Below are 22,545 nucleotides of genomic sequence, written 5' to 3' on the forward strand. Positions count from 1 at the left end.
GCGCGGACACCCCCCCTCGGCGGATACCCCCTAGGGGTAATGTCGCGGGGAGGGTCGCACGCGCGGCCCGTGCGACCAGGGAGACCGGGGGCACCGCATGCGGCACGAAGGACAGGACGGCGGACAGCACGGCGAACGGCACGACCGGCCGCACGGCGGGCAGGCGTCCGCGGGCTGGGGCATGGCGGTCCGGGCGACCCTGCACTGCCTGACGGGCTGCGCGATCGGCGAGGTGCTCGGCCTGGTCGTCGGCACGGCGCTGGGGTGGGGTGTCCTGCCCACCGTGCTGCTGTCCGTCACGCTCGCCTTCGTCTTCGGCTATGCCCTCACCCTCCAAGCGGTCGTCCGCGCGGGGGTCGCCCTGGGCGCGGCGGCCGGCGTGGCCCTGACGGCGGACACGCTGTCGATCGCCGTCATGGAACTGGTGGACAACGGCACGCTGCTCGTGATGCCGGGCGCCATGGACGCGGAGCTGTCGGACGGCCTGTTCTGGGCGTCGCTGGCCCTGGCGCTGGCCCTCGCCTTCCTGGTGACCACGCCGGTGAACCGGTGGATGATCGCGCGCGGCCGGGGCCACGCGGTCGTGCACCGCTACCACCACTGACCGCCGCCGGGCGCGTCACCCGTCGGCCTCGTGGACGAGGATGGCGACCTGCACGCGGTTGTCGCAGCCGAGTTTGCCGAGGATGCGCGACACATAGGTCTTCACCGTGCCGACGCTCATGAACAGCTCGGCGCCGATCTCCGCGTTGGACCGGCCGCCGCCGACCGCCAGGGCCACCTCACGCTCCCGGACGCTGAGGACGGCGAGCGCCTCGCGTGCGCGCGCGGCGCGGCGCGCCCGTTCCGCCTGCTTGCCGTCCCGGTCGCCGAGGCCGTGGCCCCGACCGCTGTCACCCCGGCCCCCATCGCCGCCACTGTCGCGGCCGTCCCGCAGGACGTGGTCGATCAGCCGTGTCGTGACGGCGGGCGAGAGCATCGACTCGCCGCTCGCCGCGACGCGGACGGCCCGCAGGAACTCGGTGGGCGGCACGTCCTTCAGCAGGAAGCCGCTTGCCCCGGCGCGCAGGGCCCGCAGGACGTACTCGTCGGTGTTGAAGGTGGTGAGCACCACGACGACGGGGCCCGTGCCGTCGGCGCGCAGGGCCTCGGTGGCGGCGAGGCCGTCCATCCTGGGCATGCGGATGTCCATCAGCACGACGTCGGGCTTGTGGAGCCTGGCCGCCTCGACGGCGGCGACGCCGTCCGCCGCCTCGGCCACGACCTCGATCCCCGGGTCGGCGCCCAGGATGAGCGAGAGCCCGGTGCGGACGAGGGCGTCGTCGTCGGCGACGACCACCCGGATCAGCTCGGCCACGGCAGACGCGCCTCCAGTCGGAACTCGATCCCGCCGTCCCGGCGGCGGCGTGCGCCGTAGTCGATACGGCCGCCGGTGAGCTGGACCCGCTCGGTCAGGCCGACGAGTCCCGAACGTGCGCCGGGCGCGGCGGGCGCGGCCCCCGGGTCGCCCAGCGGGTTGGTGACCCGCACCAGCAGCTCGCCGTCCTCGGGGAGGTCGAGCAGGACGCGGGCGCACCGGCCGGGCGCGTGCTTGCGGGCGTTGGTCAGGCCCTCCTGGACGACGCGGAAGGCCGTGCGGCTGGTGGAGGACGGCGCGTCTCCCGGGTCGGCCAGCCGGTCGTCCAGCTCGACGGCGGCCCCCGCCCCGGCCGCCTCGGCGGCGAGCCCGGCTATGTCCCCGATGCCGGGCTGGGGCCGCGTCGAACTCTCCCCGCCGGGGCGCAGCACCCCCAGGATCTCCCGCAGGTCCTCCAGTGCCTGGTGGGCGCTGGAGCGGATGGTGCCCGCCGTCGCGGCGATCTGGTCGGCCGCCATGTCGGGCCGGACCTCCAGCGCGCCCGCGTGCAGGCTGAGCAGGGTGATCCGGTGGGCCAGGACGTCGTGCATCTCGCGGGCGATGTGCTCGCGCTCGCGGCTGCGGATCTGCTCGGCGCGCAGCGCGGCCTCCGCCTCCGCGCGCTCGGCGCGGTCCCGCAGCGAGGCCACCACCTCCCGCCGGGCGCGGATCACCATGCCCCAGGCGACGAAGGGCGACATGAGGACGACGCCGAACACCAGGTTGAACACGATCTGCCCCAGGACGCCCGCCCCGGCCGCCGCCACGTCGGGGTCGGGCCAGAGCACCGCGTACGGCACGCCGCTCGCCAGGTAGGCGGCGGACATCAGCAGGGTGGTGCGCCAGGGACGGTGCACGGCGACGGTGAAGAGTGCGACGACCGAGGCCGCGCCGACGTACTCCGCGAGCGCGGCGATCGGGAGGATGAACAGGGCGACGCCCACCGGGTGTTCGCGGCGCCACCACAGTGCCGCGCAGCCTGCGGCGGACGCCGCCAGCGCGGCGGCGAAGGCCGCCGGGTGCCCCTCGCGTCCGCTGTCCACCGCGTCGGCGGCGAACAGCAGGCCGGCGAGCAGCGACAGGACGAGGGCGACGAGGTCGGTGATCCGGTTCTGCCGGTGAGTGCGGGTCATGACCGCACCAGCGGTCGCCAGTACTGGCGGCTGCCCTCGTCCCGCACGGCGAAGCCGGACTTCTCGACCTCGGCGCGCAGTTCGGCCGTGTCGTCGTGCGCCTTCTTGCTCAGGGCGGCCTCCCGCGCCTTCAGCAGCGCGTTGACCGCGCCGGGGAGGTCCGGTGTCTCGGGGACCCAGCGGCGGTAGAGACCGGCGTACGGGTCGGCGGCACACCACGGGTAGCCGTGGGCCGTGAACGCGCGCTCGATCGCGCCGGCCGGCATCTCCGAGGTGTCGCGCAGCAGGTGCCGGGACTCGCGGTCGAGCACCACCAGCCGCTTGCCGTCCAGGAACACGGTCTCGACGTCGTGCCGCCGTATCTCGCGGACGGCCTCGTCCTTCCGCACCGTCAGTGCCGCGTCGGTGACGGTCACCCGCAGGGTGCTCTCGATGGCGGCGAACGCGAGCAGCAGCCCGGCGGCCAGCCCCAGGACGCCGAGGACGAGCGCGACCCAGCCCGCGTCCCACGAGGCGATCAGTTCGAACGGTCCCTGCATCGGCGCCCAGCGCAGGCCGGCGACCCAGTCGGCGACCGGCGGCAGGAAGAATCCGGCCAGCGCCCCCAGCACCGGACCGCCGCACAGCAGCACCGCCTGGTCGGCCCGGGGCATCCCCAGCTCCGTCGCCGTCCTCTGCCGCTCCCCAGCCATGATCCCGTTCCTCCCGGCGCGTCCCTCCCGCCGCGGGCGCTCCGCCGCCCGCGGTGCCGGTCCACCCGGCCACCACGACCGTACGGGCGGCCCGGCACCCGGCGACAGTCATCCAAAGTCGTCGTCCCCGGCGGCGGCGGTCATCCAAAGTCGCCTTCCCCGACGACCGGCGTCGTCCCCGAGACCGTCCCCGCGGCCGTCCCCGCCGCCGTACCCGCCGGGGGATGCGGCTCCGGCAGCCAGTCGCGCGCCGGGTCGTACTCCAGCCACCGGCTCGACCGCGCCTCCGCCGCACAGGCCGCGGCGAGCCGCCGCAGCCCCGGATGCCCGTTCTCGCCGGCCCACAGCAGCGACCAGGCGTACAGCGGCGTCGGCTCCACCAGCGGCACGGACCTGAGCCCGGGGACCGCGGGCAGCGGCACGTCGGCGGGCATCAGCGAGAAGCGGCGCGGGTCCGCCACCAGTTCCGCGAGGAAGTGGTCGAGCCCCAGGTTGGCGCCCTCGGCGCGCCCGGCGATGCCGAAGTGCGCGGCGAAGCGGTGCAGGAAGTCCAGCCGGTCGAGCGCCCCCGGCACCCACAGCACGCCGCCCCGCAGCTGCCCGGGACGGAGCGCGGGCTCGTCCGCGAGCGGATGCCCCGCGCCCAGGACGGCGTCCACCGGCTCCAGCCGCACCAGCCGGTGCGCGAGTCCGGCGGGCAGCGGCGGGTGGACCCGGCCGAACGCGGCGTCGATCTCGCCGTGCAGCAGCGCGGCCGTCACCGACGGCAGGTCGCGCCCGTGCCCCAGCGCGAACGGCGGCTCCCCGGCCCTGTCCGCCGCCCCCTCCGCGGCACGCTCGGCGATCCGGGCCATCGTCCGCATCGGCGCGTACAGATGCCCCCAGACGTCGATCCGCAGGGGCCGCCGCTCCCCCGTGACCGCCACCACCGCGGCCTCCCCCGCGGTGAGCGCGCGCCTGGCGGGCCCGAGGAACCGCTGCCCCGCCTCGCTCAGCCGCACCCCCCGGCCGTCGCGTACGAACAGTTCCGCGCCCAGCAGCGATTCGAGCCTGGCCACGCGCTTGGACAGCGCCTGCTGCGAGATCGACAGCGCTTCCGCCGCGCGCCCGAAGTGCAGCGCGTCGGCCGCCAGCACGAACGCGCGCACCTGTCCGAGGTCCAGGTCCAGGTCTTGGTCCAGGTCGCCGCGCACGCCCCTCACCATAGGCGACAACCGGAAGGTGTCGGCCGCTCCCGCCCGTTGTTGGCCCCCCGGGCCGTGGCCGCTGTTCGATCGGCGGCATGCGACAACTGATCCCCACGGGCGATCCGCGGCGGCCGGTGGCGTTCACCGAAGCCGCCCAGCCCGTCCCCGCGCCCGACGAGGCGCTGGTCCGCGTCGAGGCGTTCGCGCCCAACCGCGGTGAGACCTTCCTGCTCGAACGGCCGGCCCCCGGCGCACGCCCCGGCAAGGACATCGCGGGCCTGGTCGTCCAGCCCGCCGCCGACGGCTCGGGCCCGCGCGCCGGTACGCGCGTGGTCGGCCACCCCCCGCACGGCGGCTGGGCCGAGTACGCCGCCGTCCCCACCCACTCCCTCGCCGCCCTCCCCGACGGCATCGACTCCGTACGGGCCGCCGCCCTCCCCCTCGCCGGGATCACGGCCCTGCGCCTGCTCCGCGCGGCCGGGAACCTGGTGGCGGCCCGCGTGCTGCTCACCGGCGCCTCGGGCGGCGTCGGCCACTACCTGACCGAACTGGCGGCCGCCGCGGGCGCGGAGACCACCGTCGTGACGGCCACCCCCGGGCGCGCCGCCCGGCTGCTGGAACTGGGCGCCGCGGCTGCGGTGCGCGGAGCGGCGGACGCGCGGGGCCCGTTCGACATGGTGCTGGAGTCGACGGGCGGCGCGGCGCTGCCCGCCGCGCTGTCACGGCTGGTGCCGGGCGGCACACTGATCTGGTTCGGCCAGGCGAGCCGTACGCCGGCCACCCTGGACTTCTTCGACCTGCTCGGCGGCCCCGAGGGCGCCACCATCCGGCACTTCCACTACGCGGGCGCCCCGTACGGACCGGACCTGGCCGCGCTGGTGCGGCTGATGGACAACGGGCGGCTCCATCCGGAGATCGGCCGCGTCGCCGACTGGGCCGAGACCGCCGCGACGCTGGCCGACCTGCGCGAGCGCCGCATACGCGGCAAAGCCGTCCTCACCATCGGAGCCGCCACGTGAACGCCCCCGCCTCCGCCGCCGCGGCCGCCGCCGCGTTCGCCGAAGCGTTCGCCGAAGCGCAGTGGACGCGCGCCACCGGCGCGGGACTCGACCCGCACGAGTACCGGCGCGTCACCTCCGGCCTCCGTTCCGTGGACGACTGGTGCCCGGCGTTCACCCGCGCCGCCCGTGAGCACGCCGCACGCGCCGCACAGGCCGCATCCCCCCTGTCCGCCGGTGAGCACTGGCGGACGGCGGCACGGTGGTTCCACGTCGCCACCCTCGCCCCGCACCCGGAGCAGGCACGCGCCGCCGCCGACGCGGACGACGCCCTGGCCCGCGCGCTGCCCCTGCTCGACCCCGGCGCCCGCCGCATCGCGGGCGAGGAGTTCACCGGCTGGCTGCGCGGCCCCGCCGACGCGCCCGCCACCGTGGTCGTCGTGCCCGGCCTCGACTCGGCGAAGGAGGAGTTCCAGGACCTGGTGGACGCGCTGCTGGCCAGGGGCGTCGCGGTGTACGCCATGGACGGCCCGGGGCAGGGCGCGCTCGCCGCCACGACGGCCGTACGGGCGGACTATCACCGGGTGATCGGGCGGGTCGTGGACGCGCTCGGCGTCCCGCGCGTGGGGCTCGTCGGCATGAGCCTGGGCGGCTGGTACGCGGCCGGGAGCGCGGCGTACGAACCGCGTGTGGCGGCCGTCGCCACGGTCAGCGGCCCGTTCCGCCTCGGCTGGGACGCGCTGCCGGGGCCCGTCCGGGACATCCTCGCGCGCCGGGCCCAAGGGGAGGACGCGGCGCGGGAGTTCGCACGGCGGGTCGATCTGTCGGCACTGGTGCCGCGCATCACCGCGCCGGTTCTCGTCGTGGACGGTGGGCAGGATGTCATCCCCGGCGCGGTGAACGGGGAGCCGCTGGCCCGCCTGGCACCGCGGGGCGAGTACCTGCTCGTCCCGCACGGGGACCACCTCCTCGGCAACGCGCGGTCCGACTGGCTGCCCGTGCTCGCCGACCGGCTCACCGCACTGCTCACCGCCCACCCCGAAGGGGAATCCGCATGAACCGCTTCACCGGCAGGACCGTCCTGATCACCGGCGGCACCAGCGGCATGGGCCTCGCCACCGCGCGGCGGCTGATCGCCGAGGGCGGCCGGGTCGTCGTCACCGGCAGGACCGCCGAGCGGGTGGACGCCGCCGTCGCCGCGCTCGGCGAGGCCGCCTCGGGCGTGGTGGCCGACACCGCCGACCTCGCCGCCGTGGACGCGCTGATGGAGACCGTGCGGGAACGCCACGGCCTGCTCGACAGTCTCTTCGTGAACGCCGGGACCCTGCTGCTCAAGCCGTTCGCCGAGATCACGGAGAAGGACTACGACCAGGCGCTCGACGTCAACCTCAAGGGCGTGTTCTTCACGGTGCAGAAGGCGCTGCCGCTGCTCGTGGACGGCGGCTCGGTCGTCCTCAACGCCTCGTGGACCCAGCACCGGGGCAACAGCGCCCTCACCGTCTACTCGGCGACCAAGGCCGGGGTCCACAACCTGGCCCGCACCCTGGCGGCGTCGCTCGGTCCGCGCGGCATACGTGTCAACTCCGTCAGCCCCGGCTACATCGACACCCCCATGTACCCGGTCGAGGCGCTGAGCCCCGAGGACGCGGGGGCCCTGACCGGCCGTGTCCTGGCCGGGCGCTTCGGGCGGCCCGAGGAGGTGGCGGCGGCCGTCGCGTTCCTCGCCTCGTCCGACGCGTCGTACGTCAACGGGCAGGACCTCGTCGTGGACGGCGGCCTGGTCGGCGCCATCCCCGGCTGACCCGCCGCACGGAGAGGGTGGCGGGCCGTCAACTCCCGTCACCCGCCCGTCACGCGCCCGCCAGTTGCTCCGCCATCGCCGCGATCCCGCCGGGGCCGACCCGGCAGCAGCCCCCGATCAGCCGCGCCCCCGCCGCCCGCCACGCGACGGCCGCCTCCGGCGCGAACCGCGACGGCCCGCGCCAGCGGCCGGCCGTCCCGTCCCAGTCCTCCCCGCTGTTGGGGTAGGCGACGGCGGGCTTGCCCGTCACCGCCACGGCGAGCCCGACCGCGGGCAGGACCTCGCGCGGGTCACAGCAGTTGACACCGACCGCGGCCACCTGGTCCTCGCCCGCCGCCAGCGCGAACGCCTCCCGCAACGGCTGCCCGGCCCGCGTCCTGCCGCCCGCGACGGTGTACGACAGCCACACCGGTACGCCGCACCCCTCGGCCGCACGCAGCAGCGCCTCCGCCTCCCGCACGTCGGGCACCGTCTCCAGCGCCAGCACGTCCGGCCCCGCCGCGGCCAGCGCCTCGACCCGCGGCCGGTGGAAACGCGTCAGCTCCGCGACCGAGAGCCCGTACCGCCCCCGGTACTCGCTCCCGTCCGCGAGCACCGCCCCGTAGGGCCCCACCGACGCGGCCACCCACGCCCGCCGCCCCGACTCCGCGACGGCGCGCCGCGCGAGCCGCACGCCGTCCCCGAACAGCCGCTCCGCCGCCGCCCGTCCGGCCCCGCGCCGCGCGAAGCCCTCGAACGACGCCTGGTAGCCGGCCGTCGTCACCACCTCGGCGCCCGCCCGCAGGTACGCCGCGTGCGCCGCGACGAGGGCGTCCGGCGCGTCCAGCAGCAGCCGCGCCGTCCACAGTTCGCCCGAGACGTCCTGGCCCTGGGCGGCGAGCTGGTCCGACAGCCCGCCGTCCAGCACCAGGGCGCGGCCGGACAGGGACAGCGCGGGGAACGCGGGGCTCATCCCAGCTGCGGCGCCACCCGGGAGGCGATCAGCTCCAGGTGGTCCAGGTCGTCGAGGTCGAGGATCTGGAGGTAGATCCGCGACGAGCCGATGGCCGCGAACGCGCCGATGCGCTCGGCCACCTCGTCCGGCGTGCCCGCCAGCCCGTTGGCCTTCAGCTCGGCCACGTCGCGGCCGATCGCCGCGGCGCGGCGCGCCACCTCGGCGTCGTCCCTGCCGACGCAGGCGACCAGCGCGTTGGAGTACACCAGGTCGTCCGCCTTGCGCCCGGCCTTCTCGGCGGCGGCGCGCACGCGCCCGAACTGCGCGTCGCTGTCCTCGACCGAGCCGAAGGGGATGTTGAACTCGTCGGCGTACCGCGCGGCGAGGCGCGGCGTCGTCTCCTTGCCCATGCCGCCGAGCAGCACCGGAATCCGCTCCTGGACAGGCTTGGGCAGCGCGGGCGAGTCGGTCAGCCGGTAGTGCTCGCCCTCGTAGGAGAACGTCTCACCGGCCGGGGTGCCCCACAGCCCGGTGACGATGGCCAGCTGCTCCTCAAGCCGGGGGAACTTGCGCTTCGGGAACGGGATGCCGTACGCCGCGTGCTCCTCCGCGAACCAGCCGGCGCCCAGGCCCAGTTCGACCCGGCCGCCGGACATGGCGTCCACCTGCGCCACCTGGATCGCGAGCACACCGGGCAGCCGGAACGTCGCCGCCGTCATCAGGGTGCCGAGCCGGATGCGGCTGGTCTCCCTGGCGAGCCCGGCGAGGGTCAGCCAGGCGTCGGTCGGCCCCGGCAGGCCGTCCCCGTCGCCCATGCGCAGGTAGTGGTCGGAGCGGAAGAAGGCGTCGAAGCCCAGGTCCTCGGTGGCCTTGGCGACGGACAGGAGGGTGTCGTACGAGGCGCCCTGCTGGGGTTCGGTGAAGATGCGCAGATCCATGCCCCCATCATGCACACCCCCGTCCGTCGCCGGTCAGGCGCGGTTCGGCCTGCCCGGGGTCAGCAGCGCCGTCTCGCCCGGGGAGATGTCGGGCCGCAGCACGTCGCAGCCGCCCGCGCGGTGGAACACCACGATCTCCCCCGGTGTCAACGCCGCTGTCACCTCAGCCGCCCGCTCGCCGAGGATCTGCTGGACCCCCTGCGCGAACTGCGCGTCCAGCGCCAGCACCGCCTCCGCCGCCGTCCAGAACGCGGAACGGCGCGGCGGCGTCCGCGTCACGTGCAGCACCGTCCGCCACGACCCCGCGGCCAGCGCCACGTGCGGCGGGCGCCGCAGGTCGCACACGAGCGCCTGCGGCCCCGCATCCACCGTCGGCGGCGCGGGCGGCTGCGGCGGCCAGGCGCCGGTCTGGCCGGTGAGGACGAGCCGGTCGCCCGCCGCCTGCCGTACGCCCGCCCACTGGTCGGGGCTGCGCGTGGCGGCGGTGACGCGGGCGCCCACGGCCAGCAGCCGCAGCGCGAACAGCCGCCCGAACAGCGACTCCCCGAGCACGGCGACGCGGATGCCGGCCGGTCCCGGCGCGGGCAGCGCGACGGAGCGGCCCGACACGTCGGTGCCGAGGTGCACGCCCGCGTGCGCCGGGTGGAGCAGCGGCCCGGGGGGCGCCGGGTCCTGCCAGGAGGTGGCGGGCAGCGTGGTCAGGTCGGGGGTCGGCAGAGGGGATGTCATCGGGCGCTCACGCCTCCTGTACGGGCGGCCGGCGGCGCGGCGGCGGGGGCGGGGACGGGTGCGGGTGCGGCGGTGCGTCCGGCGCCGAACAGCCCGGTGGCCTCGACCAGCGAACGCGACGGGTACGCCACCGGCAGCGTCGCCAGCAGCCCGGCGGCCTGGTCGGTGGCGGGCGGCCCGACGACGCCGAGCTGGAGCAGCCGGTCGCGTTCGGCCGCCGCGTGCTGCGCGAGTGTGCTGACGATCCGCACGGCGGTCCGCACGCGCAGCTCGCCGTCCTCCCGGGTGAGGGTGGCGGCGGTGACGACGCGGTCGGCGGTGCAGGCGGCGAGGCCGGTGACGAGCCGCCCCCAGTCGGCCTGGCCGCGGATCTCGGCGGTGACGGTGCAGTGGGTGGCGGCGTTCCCCGCCCAGCTGCCGGGGATGGCGCGGCCCTCGCCCGACGCGTCGCCGATCTGCCGCAGCAGGGCGCGCAGCGCGTCGCCGTCCAGCGGGCTGCTGGGCGCGCCGAGCAGGGCGAGCCTGGCGCGCAGCCTGGCGGTCGCGGCGGCGAGCGCGGCCCGCGCCCCTGCCGCGCCGCCGCCGCGCCGCTCGGCGGCCTCGGGGGCGTCGAACGGCTCGTAGCGCAGCACCAGCCAGGACCGTACGGCGATGGGGCGGCCGCCGGTGGGCAGCTGCCGGTAGGCGACGGTCGGCTGGTAGCGGTAGTGGAAGTCCCAGGGCGGCAGGCCGAACTGCTCGACGACGAGCTGGGCCGCCGCCGGGCGCGCCGGGTCCTCGTCCAGCCAGCGGGCGATCTCCCCGGCGGGCAGCGCGGGCAGCGCGCCGCCGGGGAAGGCGACCACGGCCGCGTAGCCGCGTCCGTCGGCGAGGACGCCGAGGCCCTGCGGGCGGCCGGGCGCGGCGCGGGTGCCGCCCTCGGCCGCGCCGCCGCCCGCCGCCGCGTTGCGGTCGGCGACCTCGGTGACGTCCAGGGCGGGCAGCAGGGTGTGGACGACGCCGAGGTCGTCCTCGCCCGCGGGCCGCGCGGGCGGCGACGCGGCGGCGAGGGCACGGCGGCGCTGCTGGTCGACGAGCTGCTGGTCGGCCCAGTCGCCGCGGACACGCAGCAGCGCGCCCGCCGCCAGCAGGCCGCCGGCGCCCGCCAGGACGTACCCCCAGGTGCTCTGGAACGCGACGCCTGCCGCGACGCTCCCGGCCCCCGCCTCCAGGGCGACCACCCGGCCGCGCGTGAACCGCACCGGGCGCCGGGTCCTCGGCGTGCCGGACGTCTGTCCGGGCGCCGCGGCACCGCCGCGGCGTCCGCCTCCTCGGGCCATCACTCTCCCTCTCCGCTCTCGTCGCCTGAACCCCCGCCGTCCGCTTCCCCGCCGTCCCGGGGCACCGCCACGTCCCGCTGCTCGACGCCCGCCGCCTCGGGGTCGAGCACCGGGCCGCGCGGCAGCAGGCGCACGAAGCTCTGCGGCAGCGACGGCGCGTCCGCCGGGACGTACCGCAGCCGCTGCACGGCGTCGGGCGAGGAGAACGGGTACGCCGTGCCGCTGTCGGTCACCAGCGTGTACGTGCCGCCCGAGCCCGCCGACGCGGTGGCCCGTACGACGACGCCCTTGCCAGCCGGGACCCAGATCTGGTCGAGCTGGCCGAGCCGGGTGCCGTCCAGGGTGACGACGGGTTTCATGCCCTCCGGTTCCGGCATGGCGCCCGGCAGGTGGACGGTCGCCTGCCAGGGCGTGTCGCCCGGCCGGCCGCCCGGCGGGGTGCTGATGCAGACGGGCTGGTCGCGGCCCGGGTCCTGGGCGCGGGGAAGCCGCTCCGGCCAGAACTCGTCGCCGGGCGGGCTGTCCTGGGACGACGCCGCGCGGGCGGCGTCCGCGCCGGTGATCGCGTGGTCGTCCGGGGCGTCGACGCTGAGCAGCCGGTAGACGACCTCGGAGATGCTGAGCAGGCCGTCCGGGCGGACGGCGAAGTACTGCGGGTTGGGCCCGCTCATCTCGGTGTGGGCGAGGTCGCCGACGGCCGCCTCGAAGGGCAGCGCTCCGGCCGCCGGGGTGCCGCCGGTGCCGTCGCCCGCCTCGGGCAGCGTGATCTCGGGCCCCTCGGGGACGGTCGCGAGGATCGCCGAGGGCAGCTGCTGGACCTCGGCGCGCTGGAGGTCGAGCGCGCCGAGGAGCGACTCGGCGATGGCGTACCTGCGGCCCTCGGTGAGCAGCCACAGCCGCCCGTCCTCGGACTCGGCGAGCACGGTCGCGCTCTCCGCGCCCTCGGGCGGGGCGACGCCGGGCGCGGAGATGTACAGCGCCGTCCTGGTCGGCTCGCCGCCCGTCTCCGAGGGCACGGCGCACAGCGTCCAGTCGCCGGTCACGAGGTCGCCCTCGCCCGGCAGCGCGTCCGGGGCGCCGTCGATGCCGACCGGCAGGCCGCGCGGCGCGTCGTTGAGCACGCCCTGGCGCACCTCGGTCAGCTGTCCGCCGCCGACGAGCAGCGCCGAGGCGAGGTTGAGCGCAGGGTGGACGACGCCTTCCGAGACGACGTACCGGTCACCCTCGCCGGTGATGACGGCCCCGCTGTCGGGCAGCCCCGGGCCCTTGCCGCCGCCGAGCCAGCCGGCGATGCCGAAGCCGGCCATGATGAGGATGCCGATGGCGATGCCGCCGCCCACGCCGCGGTTGAGCCTGCGGCGCGGGTCGTTCCTGGCCTCGTCGGCGCCCCGGATGAGGCTGGTGGTCCTGCGGCGGTTCTCGTAGGCGTACGCCTCCGCCTGCTCGCGTGTGCTGGCCATCTATCGTGTCCGGTTCCGGGGGGCGGTGGTCTTGGGGTCGTCGGGTGACGGCACGTCGCTGCCGTCGAGCCAGGCGAGGCGGGGGCGCGGCGCGCTCGGCGGTCCGGCCGCCGGGGGCGCCGTGTGTTCGCCGGTGTCCGGCCGGCCCGGCTCGGGTCCGGCGCGCCAGCCGCGGCCCGCCGCGCGGCGGACGGCGGGCGCGCTCGCCAGGCCGAGGACGACGGCGAGCAGCAGGCAGCCGCTCCAGGCGAGGGCGGTGGCGGCGGTGTCGGACAGCAGGGGCTCGTCCTCGGGGACGTCGGCGGCGGTGACGCGCCCGCCCGTTCCCGCTTCTCTGGCGTCCTCGCCCGGCAGCCAGGTGAGCGCGCGGTAGGGGTCCACGATGCCCGCGCCCGTCCTGTCGTTGCGCCCGCCGCCGACCGGGGTGGCCGAGCCGAGGAGGCGCTCGGCGACCTCGGCGGCGGACAGGGCGGGGTGGAGGGAGCGGACGAGGGCGGCGGCGCCGGAGACCTCGGCGGCTGCGTAGCTGTTGCCGGAGTCCGCGCGATAGCCGGAGCCGCCGGGGGCGACGAGGGTGAGGTTCTCGCCGTAGCCCGCGAGGTCGATCCACGAGCCGCGGTTGGAGTTCTCCAGGGGCTGGCCGTCCGCGTCGACCGAGCCGACGGCGAGCACGCCGTCGTAGGCGGCCGGGTACATGCGGCCGTCGTCGACGGTGTTGTTGGCCTCGTTGCCCGCCGCGGCGACGACCACCACGTCGGCGGCCACCGCCCGTCCGACGGCCTCGCGCAGGGCGTCGTGGTCGACGGGGAAGGCGAAGGACAGGTTGAGGACGCCGGCTCCGGCGTCCACCGCGTCGTCGATGGCGGCGGCGAGGAGGGTGACGTCCACCTGGTCCACGCCGTCCGCGATGCGCACGGGGTAGACGGTCGCGCCGGGGGCAACGCCGGTCATGCGGTCGCCCTCGGTGCGGCGGCCGGCTATCAGTCCGGCGAGCGCGGTGCCGTGGCCCTCGCAGTCCTGCTCGGGCTGCGGGCTGGTGCGGTCGAAGCCGCGCTCCTCGTTCACCGTCGTGTACTCGCTGCCCCGGTGCACGGCGCCTTCGAGGTCGGGGTGCCGCGCGTCCACGCCGGAGTCGACGATGCCGACGGTGACGCCCGTGCCGGTGGACAGGTCCCAGGCGTTGGGCAGGGCGAGCTGCTGGATGAGGGGGTACGGGCCGAGGCCGTCGGGGAGTTCGTCGCCGGTGACGGGGTTGCGGCAGGGCTCGGCGGCCGCCGCGGGCGTCGCGAGGCCGGGCACGGCGAACTGCCCGGCGCACAGGGCGGCGGTCAGGACGGTGAGCGCCCAGGCCGGCCGGCACCGGCGGCGGGGGTGACGGCCCGGGTGACGGGAGGAGACGGGAGGACGGTGCACGCGCTGGCTCCTCACGCCCGCAGGTCGAGCAGGGCGGTGTAGACGTCCCAGACGGCGAGGACGAGGGGGACGACGGCGAGCAGGATCGTCGTCTCCAGCATGTCGAGGCCCCGCGAGACGCGCGGGTTGAGCCGGTAGCGCCCGGCGGCGAGGCCGACGGAGCCGGCGACCAGGGCGATCAGCAGGGCCAGGGGGAAGATGACGCCGAGCAGCGCCATCTTCTCGCCGGCCCTGTCGGTGACGAGGACGGCAGCCGCGCCGACGGCGGTGACCAGCGCGGTGAGCAGCGGCACGGCGGTCTGGCTCTTCTCCTTGAACAGCCGGGAGCGCAGCAGCGTCAGCACGATCAGGACGCCCGCCAGTATCCGCGCCCAGCGGTCGCCGCCGCCGAGGAGGACGAGGGTGCCGGTGCCCGCGACGACGTGGCTGCCGACGAGCATGCCGGTGAGGAGCTGCCTGGCCCGTTCGACGCGCGAGGTGAGGCGGTCGTGTTCGAGCTGGCTGGGCAGGGCCTCCAGCTCCTCGACGGTCGCGGCGACCTGCGGCGCGGGGATGCGGGCGATGCGCAGCGCGACGGTGGGCCACAGCGTGGTCAGCGCGAGCGCGAGGGGCGCGGCGACGGACGCGGCGCGTACGGCGGAGACGTCCCAGACGGCGCACTGGAGCGCGCCGACGGCGGCGAGCGGCCCGGCGACGACGAGGGCGGCGAACGTGCCGTCGCCGCCGCCGACGAGCACGGGTCCGACCGCGCCGACGGCGGCCAGGACGGCGCAGGCGAGCAGCAGGTGGCCGGCGGTGAAGCCGCCGACGGTGCCCTCGTCCGTGCCGAGGAGCCGTACGGCGCCGAGCATCGCGGGGGGCGCGGCGAGGACGCCCGCCCAGGTGCCCGCGCGGAGGTCGGCGAACGCGCGGGACATCAGCGCGCCGACGGCGAGGCAGAACAGGGCGGTGGCCAGGCCGAGCCAGCCGGGGAGGCGGCCGGGGGCGGCGGCGAGGGCGGCGCAGGTGGCGAGGAGGCCGACCGCCGCGAGTGCCCCGGCGGTGCCGCGGGTGGCGGCGGTGGCCCAGGAGCCGCGTACGCCGTGCTCGCCGATGATCTCCACGACGTCGTCGTACAGCGGCGGGGTCGCGTCGTCCGTGCCGTGGGTGAGGAAGAGGAGTTCGCCCTCGGCGACGCCCTGGGCGGCCAGGGAGGCGGCGGGGTCGAGGCGGGTGCCGTCGGTGCGGCGCATGATCCAGCCGCCGTGCCGGACGCCGCCGTCCGTGCCGGGGTCCTCCCCGGCGTGGCCGAGGAGGGCGGGCATCAGCCGGGCCAGCGGCACGGCGGCGGGGACGGCGAGGTCGGCGCGGCTGCGCGGCCCGGCGAGTCCGATGCGGACGAAGTCGGCGCCGCTGGGCGCCGCGGGCTGCGAGGTGGTGCTGGCGCTCATGGGTGGGTCCTGGAGGTGGTCTGGTCGGCGGACGCGGGCTCGGCCGCGCTGAGGGGGGAGTCGGTGCGGAGGAGCTGGACGGGCACGTTGCCGAGGCGGCGGTGCAGCAGCAGGCCGCGGCCCTTCTTGCGCTGGGCGGGCTTGATGCCCCACAGCGGTACCTCGTCCTTGGGGAAGCTCATCAGGACGGCGGGGGTGTTGAGTTCCTTCATGCGGCTGATGACCTGGTCGCCCAGGCTCCGGGAGGCGCCGCCCGCCTGGCGGGTGAGGTAGATGTGGAAGCCCATGCCGCGGGCCTGGGGCAGGTAGTCGAGGAGGTAGCGCAGCGGGTTGCCGCTCGATGTGGCGACGAGGTCGTAGTCGTCGACGAGGACGAAGATCTCGGGGCCGCTCCACCAGGAGCGGTCGCGGAGCTGCTCGGGTGTCACGTCGCTGGTGGGCACGCGCTTCTTCAGGCCCTCGGCGAGCCCGGCGAGGATCTCCATGGACCGTTTGTGCTCGGTCGCGTAGCCGAGCAGGCTGGGGCCGTCGAACTCGCGGAGCATCGACATACGCGGGTCGAGGATGATCATCTTTGCGCGCTCGGGCGGGTAGGCGGCGGTGATCTGGTGCGCGATGGAGCGCAGCAGGGCCGTCTTGCCGCTCTCGGTGTCGCCGATGGCGATGAGGCCGGCCTCCTCGCCCGGAGTGAAGACGACGGGTTCGAGGCGGTTGCCCTCGATGCCGATGGTGAGGCCGGGCACGCCCGTGGGGGCGGGCAGTTCGGGGAGGGTGACCGACAGGGGCAGCAGGCGGACGCGGGGGGCGCGCGGTCCGGTCCACGCGCTGTCCACGCGCTTGATGAGGTCGGCGACGCCGTCGGACAGCCCGTCGGCGGAGCGTACGCCGTCCACGCGCGGCACGGCGGAGAGGAAGTGCAGCTTGTCGGCGGTGATGCCGCGTCCTGGGCGTCCGGCCGGGATGGTGCGCTGCGCCTTGCGGTCCACCTCGGAGTCGAGCGCGTCGCCGAGGCGCAGCTCGACCTTGGTGCCGACGAGGTCGCGCATGCCCATCCGCATGTCGAGCCAGCGGTTGCCGGTGATGACGAGGTGGATGCCGTAGGTGAGCATCCGGCCCGCCACGTTCATCAGGATCGTCTCCAGCTCGGGGTAGCTCTGCCGGAGCACCGCCCAGCCGTCCACGACGAGGAAGATGTCGCCGAACGGGTCGTCCGTGACGCGTCCGGCGGCGCGGGCGGCGCGGTAGTCGGCCATGGAGTCGATGCCGAGGTCGCGGAAGCGCGTCTCGCGGGTCTCCATGACGTGCAGGACCTCGGCGACGGTCCGGTTGACGACCTCGGCGTCCAGGCGGCTCGCGACGCCGCCGACGTGCGGCAGCTTGGCGAAGGGGAAGAGCGTGCCGGAGAAGTCCAGGCAGTAGAACTGCACTTCCACCGGGGTGTGGCGCAGCGCCAGCGAGGCGATGAGGCTGCGGACGACGGTGGACTTGCCGCCGTGCGGCCCGCCGACGACGGCGACATGGCCGCCGGCGCCCGTCAGGTCCAGCTCCAGCGGGTCGCGCCGCTGGTGGTAGGGCTTGTCCACGATGCCGATGACCGGCGTCAGTTCCCGCATGGCGGGCGAGGCGCCGAAGCCGCGTCCTGGGCGTTCGCGCAGGTCGGAGTGGAGGGCGTCGAGCGTCTCCGGCTCCTCCAGCGGGGGCAGCCAGACCTGGTGGGCCTGCGTGCCCTGGCCGGTCATCTGCTCGACCATGACGCTGAGGACGGTGGTGCCCAGTTCCTCGCCGTCGCCGAAGTCGTCCGGCTCCGGCTCGGGTTCGGGCTCGGACGGCAGCTGCTCGGCCGGTACGGGGACGTAGCGGGCGGAGAACGGGCGGACGTTCATCGTGCCGCCGAGCGACAGGCTCCCGTTCTCCTCGCCGGTGCGGTAGGGACCGGACACGTAGGCGGCGCGGAAGCGCTTGAGCGTGGTGGTGTCGGTGCGCAGGTAGCCGTGGCCGGGGGCGCTCGGCAGGTGGTTGGCGTCGACGACGCCGATGGCGGTGCGGCTCTCCGACTCGGAGAACGTCCGCAGGCCGACGCGGTACGAGAGGTGGGCCTCCAGGCCGCGCAGCTTGCCCTCGTCCAGGCGTTGCGAGGCGAGCAGCAGGTGCAGGCCGAGGGAGCGGCCGAGGCGGCCTATCTGGACGAAGAGGTCGGCGAAGTCCGGCTTCTGGGCGAGCAGTTCGGAGAACTCGTCCACGACGATGAAGAGGCTGGGCAGCGGCGGGAGGTTCGCGCCGCGCTGCCTGGCGCGCTCGTAGTCGCGGACGGAGACGAGGTTGCCCGCGTCGCGCAGGACCTCCTGGCGGCGGTTCATCTCGCCGGACAGGGCCTCCCGCATGCGGTCCACGAGGGTGAGGTCGTCCTCCAGGTTGGTGATGACGGCGGCGACGTGCGGGAGTTCCGACATGCCGGCGAACGTCGCGCCGCCCTTGAAGTCGACCAGTACCAGGTTGAGCTGGTCGCTGGAGTGGGTGACGGCCATACCGAGGACGAGGGTGCGCAGCAGCTCGGACTTGCCGGAGCCGGTGGCGCCGACGAGCAGGCCGTGCGGGCCCATGCCGTTCTGCGCGGACTCCTTGATGTCCAGGTCGAGCAGGCTGCCCTCCGCGGTGACGCCGATGGGCACCTGGAGGCGGTCGCGCATGGGGCGCGGCCGCCACAGGACTTCGAGGTCGAGGTGGCCGGGGTCCTGGATGTTCAGCAGGGCGGGCAGGGTGTTGACGGCGGTGGTCAGGTCCTCGCTGTCACCGACGGCCGCGGCGGCGTCGGCGCGGAAGTGCGCGAGCTGCCCGGCGAGCGCGTCGGCCTCGGCGACGGACAGGGCGTCGGCCGAGCCGAGTGAGTCGGTCGTCTCGGCGGCCCGTACGGTCAGCGCGCCGTCGGCGGCGACCTCAAGGTGGACGCCGTGCGCCTCGGTGAGGGCGGTGGCGCGGCCGTCCACGTCCAGGACGGTCACGCCCTGGAGGCCGTTGGGGTCGAGCAGTGCCTCGCCGCCGGTGACCAGGCCGCCGTCGAGGACGACGAGGAGCTGCGGCAGGTCGGGGTCGGGCTCGGCGTGCCGGTTGAAGCGCGTGCGGCGGGTCAGCTCGGCGCCGAGCCAGTCCTCCAGGACGGCGAGGCTGGCGTGCATCATGCGGACCGGTCCTACGTGGTCCACCTCGTCGGGGTGGTGCGTGTGCGGCAGCCACTTGAGCCAGCCCCAGCGCGGGCCCTCGATGTCGGTGGTGCAGACGACGACCCGCAGGTCGCGCGGCGAGTGGAACGTGACGGCCTGGGCGAGCACGGCCCGGAACAGGGCGCGCGCGCCGTCCGGGTCGTCGCCCGCGTTCGTCACGGACATGGCGGCGAAGCGGCGCAGCGCGACCTGCACGGGCAGGTCGGGGACGATCGAGTACGCCTCGATGAAGCGCTTGAGCGCGACGGCGCACAGCGGGTCGAGGTCCTCGACGGGCGCGGAGTCGCCGGGGATCAGCGGGGTGGCGAGGTAGCGGGGTCCCGTGCCGACGCGGACGACGCCGAAGTCCGCGTCGTTCGAGCGGCGCTCCCACAGGCGGCGGCTGGCGGCGACGGACCACAGGGCGCCGGGGGGCGGCGAGTTCCACTGGAGCGCCTGGCGCTGCGCGGCGGCCGTGCGGCGGACGTCGGTGCGCGTGCGCTCCAGGTACCTGAGGTACTCGCGGCGTTCCTGGCGGGCCTGGGTCTTCGTGGAGCCGCGCTGGCGTATGACCGAGCCGATGACCATGGCGAGGCAGGAGACCAGGAACATGCTGCCGACGATGTAGCCGATCGGGCCGCGCCCCATCGTCAGCATGTAGAGGACGGAGCCGAGGCCGCTGAGCGCGGGCAGGGCGGTCATCCAGATGTTGCCGTCCTCGGGCTGCGGCAGTTCCGGTGGTGCCTTGAGGACGAGGTCCTGCTCCGGCACCGTCGGGCCCTGCGCGCGGGCGGGGCGCCGGAAGACGGTGGTCGGCGTCGTGACTGTCATACGGTCCTGGCTCTCCTGCTGGTGCAGCTATTGAGTACGGCGGCTGTAGACCTCGCCCCGGTAGGCGTTCTGCATCGCGTCCCGGTAGGAGTCGTACTCGTGCTCGATGCGTTCGATCGAACGGATCATGTCCGTCTCGTTGAGGTGGTCGTCGGTCGGGTCGGTCAGTGCGGTGCCGCCGAGGCCGTGGTGGTCGGCCTGTACGGCGGCCTCGGCGATGAGACGCCTCGGAATGGTGTCACCGTTCCTGAAGGCGGCGTTCTCCCCCTGCCAGTCGAGCGACGGCATGGTGGGCGGCAGCGAGTAGCGGAACCCGGTGGCCAGGCCGTACGTGCCGAGGACCACGCCCACCTTGCCGGGGAACGACGGGACCGCGTCCTTGATGATCGTACCGGCCGCCGCCATGCCCGCGACCAGCGCGGACTGGTTGCGGGCGCTGCTCCCCGGCTTGATGTCCTGGTCGAGTTCGGCGCGGTGCACGGCGCCCTCGACGCGGCCGATCGCGGCGAACGCGTCGTCCTGCCCCCGGCCCGTGGCGCCGTCCCTGACGAACGCGTTGTACGCCGTCTTCTCCTGCCAGGCGGCCACGCCCGTGCTGAACTCGTCCCTGACCGGCTTCTCCATGTCGGCGAGCAGCGCGTACAGGGCGGAGCTGTCGTCGTGGGACAGGTCGAACGAGTAGCGGTAGTCGTTGCCCAGCAGGTCGGGGTCGGTGACGTCGCCGGGGAAGTCGCCCGCGGCGAAGGCGCTGTGCTCGGACTCCGGCTTGGAGATCTGGTCCAGGTAGCGCAGCGCCGCGTCGGACACGGCGCTCTGGAGGGCGGTGTGGTCGGACGGGTGGCCGTTCGCCTTGCCGAGGATGTCGGCGGAGTGGTCGGGGGCGTCGGTGAACAGGTGGTAGGCGGCCTCGACGTAGGCGCGCGCCGCGTTGTCGTGGTGGTCGAGGTCCGGCGGGACGGTGGTGCCGCTGGTGATGAGGTCGGCCGCGCCGTCGCTGTCCTGCCAGGTGACACCGAGGAGGCCGCGGCGGAACGTGTCGTCGTTCAGCAGGTCGGCGGACAGGCCGCTGTTCAGGGACGCGTTGTGCAGCAGGTCGCTGCTGAACGTGTTGTGCACGCCCTCGGTGGCGCCCAGCGCGTACTGCACGTCGGTGCGCTGCCCGACGTCCAGCGCGGCCTGGGCGAGCGTGCGGCCGAACTCGTCGCCCGGCGGGACGGTGGCGGCGCCCATGAGGTCGCCGAAGGCGTTGAACCGCCGCAGCTCGTCGTCGAACGCGACGGGATACGACGGGTCGAACAGCACGCTGTCCTTGTGGTCCAGGACGAACGGGCGCAGCGCCTCGGGGATCGCGCCGGGCTCGGTCGCGGGGTTGTGGCCGCCGACGCGCCAGTCGAGCAGCATGTTCAGCCCGTTGGCGACGCGCTGGGCGGCGGAGTGCCCGGGGGTGGGGTGGTCGCCGTCGTCGTTCTGGCCCGCGAGGGCGCCGAGTGCGGCGAGGTCGTCGGCGGAGAGGCGGCTGTAGAACGCGTCGAGGTAGGCGCGTTCGGCCTCGGTCAGGGGGCGCGTCGAGTGCGGCGGGTCGTCGTAGACGCCGATGCCGATGGAGTCGAGCGTCTCGGTCCAGCGCAGCAGGGCGTCCGGGTCGGGCGGCTCGTGGCCCAGTGCGCCGGAGAGCTGGTCGGCGGCCCAGAGTGCCTGCTTCTCGCTGGTGAACAGGTCGAGGGGGCCGTCGGACAGGTCGTAGCCGAGGTCGCCCAGTTCGAGGCCGTAGTCGGCGAGCCGGTTGCGGTAGGCGCCGATGGCGTCGTGGATGCCGGCGTCCGTGTCGCGGGCGCTGTCGGCGCAGTCGGCGAGGTGCCGCTTCCTGATGTCGGCGGCGAGGCTGCCGGGCAGCTCGTAGACGTTCTGGAAGGCGGACCTGGAGACGGGGGCGAGGTGGAGCGTGGTGCCCTCGTGGGTCACGTCGAGCGTACCGACGCGGTTGTCCGTCACCAGCCCGGTCAGCGGCTTTCCGACGGCCGCGCGGAGGGCGGCCTCCCAGCCCTCCCATTCGTGGATCGCCGCGCTGATGTGGCGGGAGCGCGCCTCCTCCAGGCCGCCGTCGCCGAGGACCAGCTGCGTGACCTCCTCCTCGGCGCCGATGGCGTCGTTCATGGCGCGCACGACGTAGCCGACGACGCGGTCCATGTCCCGGCCGTTGCCCTGGAGTCCGCGCGCCGTCCCGTCGATGCGGCCGTCCGCGTCCACGAGGGAGGAGCCGTCGAGCGTGCCCGCGTCGGCGGCGACCTCGGTGGCGTGCCGGGCGAGGTCGCCCGCGCCGTCGGCCTCACCGGCGGCGCGCGCGTACACGAGGGCGGTGTCCGCCATCTCGTCCGGCTTGATCTCGGCGGAGAACTCCCGCTGCCGAGTCCACGGCTTCTTCTGCGCCACTTCCTCGACCTCGTCGCTGCTGAAGGAGAAGTCCGGCATCTCCGCCACCCCCATGGGGCACTGTCGCCCCTGTCGTCCGCGCGGTGCTGTGCGTGGATGATCTTGAGGGGGCCAGATGTGGCGGTTCCGGACTGGAAGTTAACCCGGACTGAAGGAAACTGGAAGGTCGCGGCGACCTTCCTGGCAGAACGGAAACCCCGGGTTCACCGGTGGTCACGGAACTGTGGCGCTGGGCGGTGCGCGCCGCGTACGGCGTACCGCCCGGCGGGAGACAGCGGTCCCCCGCCGGGCGGCGCGTCAGATGGCGTTGGCGACGGACGAGTCCACGGAGACCTCGTTCACGGAGACGCCCCTGGCCGTGGCCTGGGCCTCGATCTCCATCTCGTCACCCGTGTCGGCGACGTAGTGGTCGGACTCGGCCATGTTCTCCCGGCCCTCCGCCGCCTGGCCGGTGCCGCGGATGTGCTTCTCGCGCACGGAGAGCACCGCCGCGGGGAACTCGGTCGCCCCGGCGTAGCTGGCCGGGTTGACCTCGGCCAGGCGGAGGTAGCGCTGGCTGCTCTCCGCCGCGTCGGCGCTCTCCAAGCTGCCCCGGCCGCCTTCGCGGAAGCCGTCCGAGTCATAGCCCAGCGATTCAAAGCCGTTCACTGCTGTCTC

At 75.4% G+C, this 22,545-nt stretch carries 18 protein-coding genes; 4 read left to right on the top strand and 14 right to left on the bottom strand.

Annotated elements, in window-relative coordinates; genetic code table 11:
- Positions 1 to 97 precede the first annotated feature (97 nt).
- A complete protein-coding gene (locus ACL02R_RS02430) occupies positions 98 to 604 on the top strand; it encodes a DUF4396 domain-containing protein (protein ID WP_412795124.1) in 507 nt (168 codons plus the stop codon).
- Between the two features lie 15 nt (positions 605 to 619).
- On the opposite strand, the gene ACL02R_RS02435 is transcribed toward ACL02R_RS02430, so the two are convergent.
- The 4 genes from ACL02R_RS02435 to ACL02R_RS02450 form a co-directional block, all read right to left on the bottom strand.
- Entirely contained in the window at positions 620 to 1,357 is a 738-nt protein-coding gene (locus ACL02R_RS02435; protein ID WP_412795125.1) for a response regulator, read from the bottom strand.
- Positions 1,345 to 2,529 (bottom strand): sensor histidine kinase, encoded by a 1,185-nt coding sequence (locus ACL02R_RS02440; RefSeq protein WP_412795126.1) that lies wholly within the window; start codon positions 2,527 to 2,529, stop codon positions 1,345 to 1,347. Before ACL02R_RS02440 ends, ACL02R_RS02435 begins: the two co-directional genes overlap by 13 nt.
- Complete coding sequence (locus ACL02R_RS02445) at positions 2,526 to 3,221, bottom strand: hypothetical protein (RefSeq protein ID WP_412795127.1); 696 nt, start codon at positions 3,219 to 3,221, stop codon at positions 2,526 to 2,528. The genes ACL02R_RS02440 and ACL02R_RS02445 overlap by 4 nt, the downstream gene beginning before the upstream one ends.
- A 140-nt stretch (positions 3,222 to 3,361) precedes the next feature.
- Complete coding sequence (locus tag ACL02R_RS02450) at positions 3,362 to 4,390, bottom strand: LysR family transcriptional regulator (protein ID WP_412795168.1); 1,029 nt, start codon at positions 4,388 to 4,390, stop codon at positions 3,362 to 3,364.
- A 113-nt stretch (positions 4,391 to 4,503) separates the two neighbouring features.
- On the opposite strand from ACL02R_RS02450, the gene ACL02R_RS02455 reads away from it, so the two are divergent.
- Genes ACL02R_RS02455 through ACL02R_RS02465 form a run of 3 tightly spaced genes read left to right on the top strand, consistent with a single transcriptional unit; the run spans position 4,504 to position 7,207 of the window.
- The gene (locus ACL02R_RS02455) at positions 4,504 to 5,427 is read left to right on the top strand and encodes a zinc-binding dehydrogenase (protein WP_412795128.1); all 924 of its coding nucleotides are present in this window, start codon (positions 4,504 to 4,506) and stop codon (positions 5,425 to 5,427) included.
- A complete protein-coding gene (locus ACL02R_RS02460; RefSeq protein ID WP_412795129.1) occupies positions 5,424 to 6,464 on the top strand; it encodes an alpha/beta hydrolase in 1,041 nt (346 codons plus the stop codon). Before ACL02R_RS02455 ends, ACL02R_RS02460 begins: the two co-directional genes overlap by 4 nt.
- Positions 6,461 to 7,207 carry an SDR family NAD(P)-dependent oxidoreductase gene (locus ACL02R_RS02465; RefSeq protein WP_412795130.1) on the top strand — a complete coding sequence of 249 codons (747 nt, stop codon included), beginning with the start codon at positions 6,461 to 6,463 and terminating at the stop codon, positions 7,205 to 7,207. The genes ACL02R_RS02460 and ACL02R_RS02465 overlap by 4 nt, the downstream gene beginning before the upstream one ends.
- Before the next feature lie 49 nt (positions 7,208 to 7,256).
- Here ACL02R_RS02465 and mmuM read toward each other — a convergent pair whose 3' ends face one another.
- The 10 genes from mmuM to ACL02R_RS02515 all read right to left on the bottom strand — a co-directional run bounded on the left by mmuM (position 7,257) and on the right by ACL02R_RS02515 (position 22,536).
- The gene (gene mmuM / locus ACL02R_RS02470) at positions 7,257 to 8,159 is read right to left on the bottom strand and encodes a homocysteine S-methyltransferase (protein ID WP_412795131.1); all 903 of its coding nucleotides are present in this window, start codon (positions 8,157 to 8,159) and stop codon (positions 7,257 to 7,259) included.
- Complete coding sequence (locus tag ACL02R_RS02475; RefSeq protein ID WP_412795132.1) at positions 8,156 to 9,079, bottom strand: LLM class F420-dependent oxidoreductase; 924 nt, start codon at positions 9,077 to 9,079, stop codon at positions 8,156 to 8,158. Before ACL02R_RS02475 ends, mmuM begins: the two co-directional genes overlap by 4 nt.
- 33 nt (positions 9,080 to 9,112) lie before the next feature.
- On the bottom strand, positions 9,113 to 9,808 hold the full coding sequence (locus tag ACL02R_RS02480; protein ID WP_412795133.1) for a hypothetical protein: 696 nt from the start codon (positions 9,806 to 9,808) through the stop codon (positions 9,113 to 9,115).
- Positions 9,805 to 11,049: a type VII secretion protein EccE gene (locus tag ACL02R_RS02485; protein WP_412795134.1), complete on the bottom strand. Its 1,245-nt coding sequence runs from the start codon at positions 11,047 to 11,049 to the stop codon at positions 9,805 to 9,807. Before ACL02R_RS02485 ends, ACL02R_RS02480 begins: the two co-directional genes overlap by 4 nt.
- 77 nt (positions 11,050 to 11,126) lie before the next feature.
- Entirely contained in the window at positions 11,127 to 12,587 is a 1,461-nt protein-coding gene (gene eccB, locus ACL02R_RS02490) for a type VII secretion protein EccB (RefSeq protein ID WP_412795135.1), read from the bottom strand.
- On the bottom strand, positions 12,588 to 14,000 hold the full coding sequence (locus ACL02R_RS02495; protein WP_412795136.1) for a S8 family serine peptidase: 1,413 nt from the start codon (positions 13,998 to 14,000) through the stop codon (positions 12,588 to 12,590).
- An 11-nt stretch (positions 14,001 to 14,011) separates the two neighbouring features.
- On the bottom strand, positions 14,012 to 15,430 hold the full coding sequence (gene eccD, locus ACL02R_RS02500; RefSeq protein WP_412795137.1) for a type VII secretion integral membrane protein EccD: 1,419 nt from the start codon (positions 15,428 to 15,430) through the stop codon (positions 14,012 to 14,014).
- Entirely contained in the window at positions 15,427 to 19,458 is a 4,032-nt protein-coding gene (gene eccCa, locus ACL02R_RS02505) for a type VII secretion protein EccCa (protein WP_412795138.1), read from the bottom strand. Before eccCa ends, eccD begins: the two co-directional genes overlap by 4 nt.
- A gap of 27 nt (positions 19,459 to 19,485) precedes the next feature.
- Positions 19,486 to 21,927, bottom strand: a complete 2,442-nt coding sequence (locus ACL02R_RS02510; protein WP_412795139.1) for a hypothetical protein — start codon at positions 21,925 to 21,927, stop codon at positions 19,486 to 19,488.
- A gap of 258 nt (positions 21,928 to 22,185) precedes the next feature.
- A complete protein-coding gene (locus tag ACL02R_RS02515) occupies positions 22,186 to 22,536 on the bottom strand; it encodes a hypothetical protein (protein WP_412795140.1) in 351 nt (116 codons plus the stop codon).
- Positions 22,537 to 22,545 lie beyond the last annotated feature (9 nt).

It is taken from the genome of Streptomyces sp. MS19, from assembly GCF_047200595.1.
Lineage (GTDB): Bacteria > Actinomycetota > Actinomycetes > Streptomycetales > Streptomycetaceae > Streptomyces.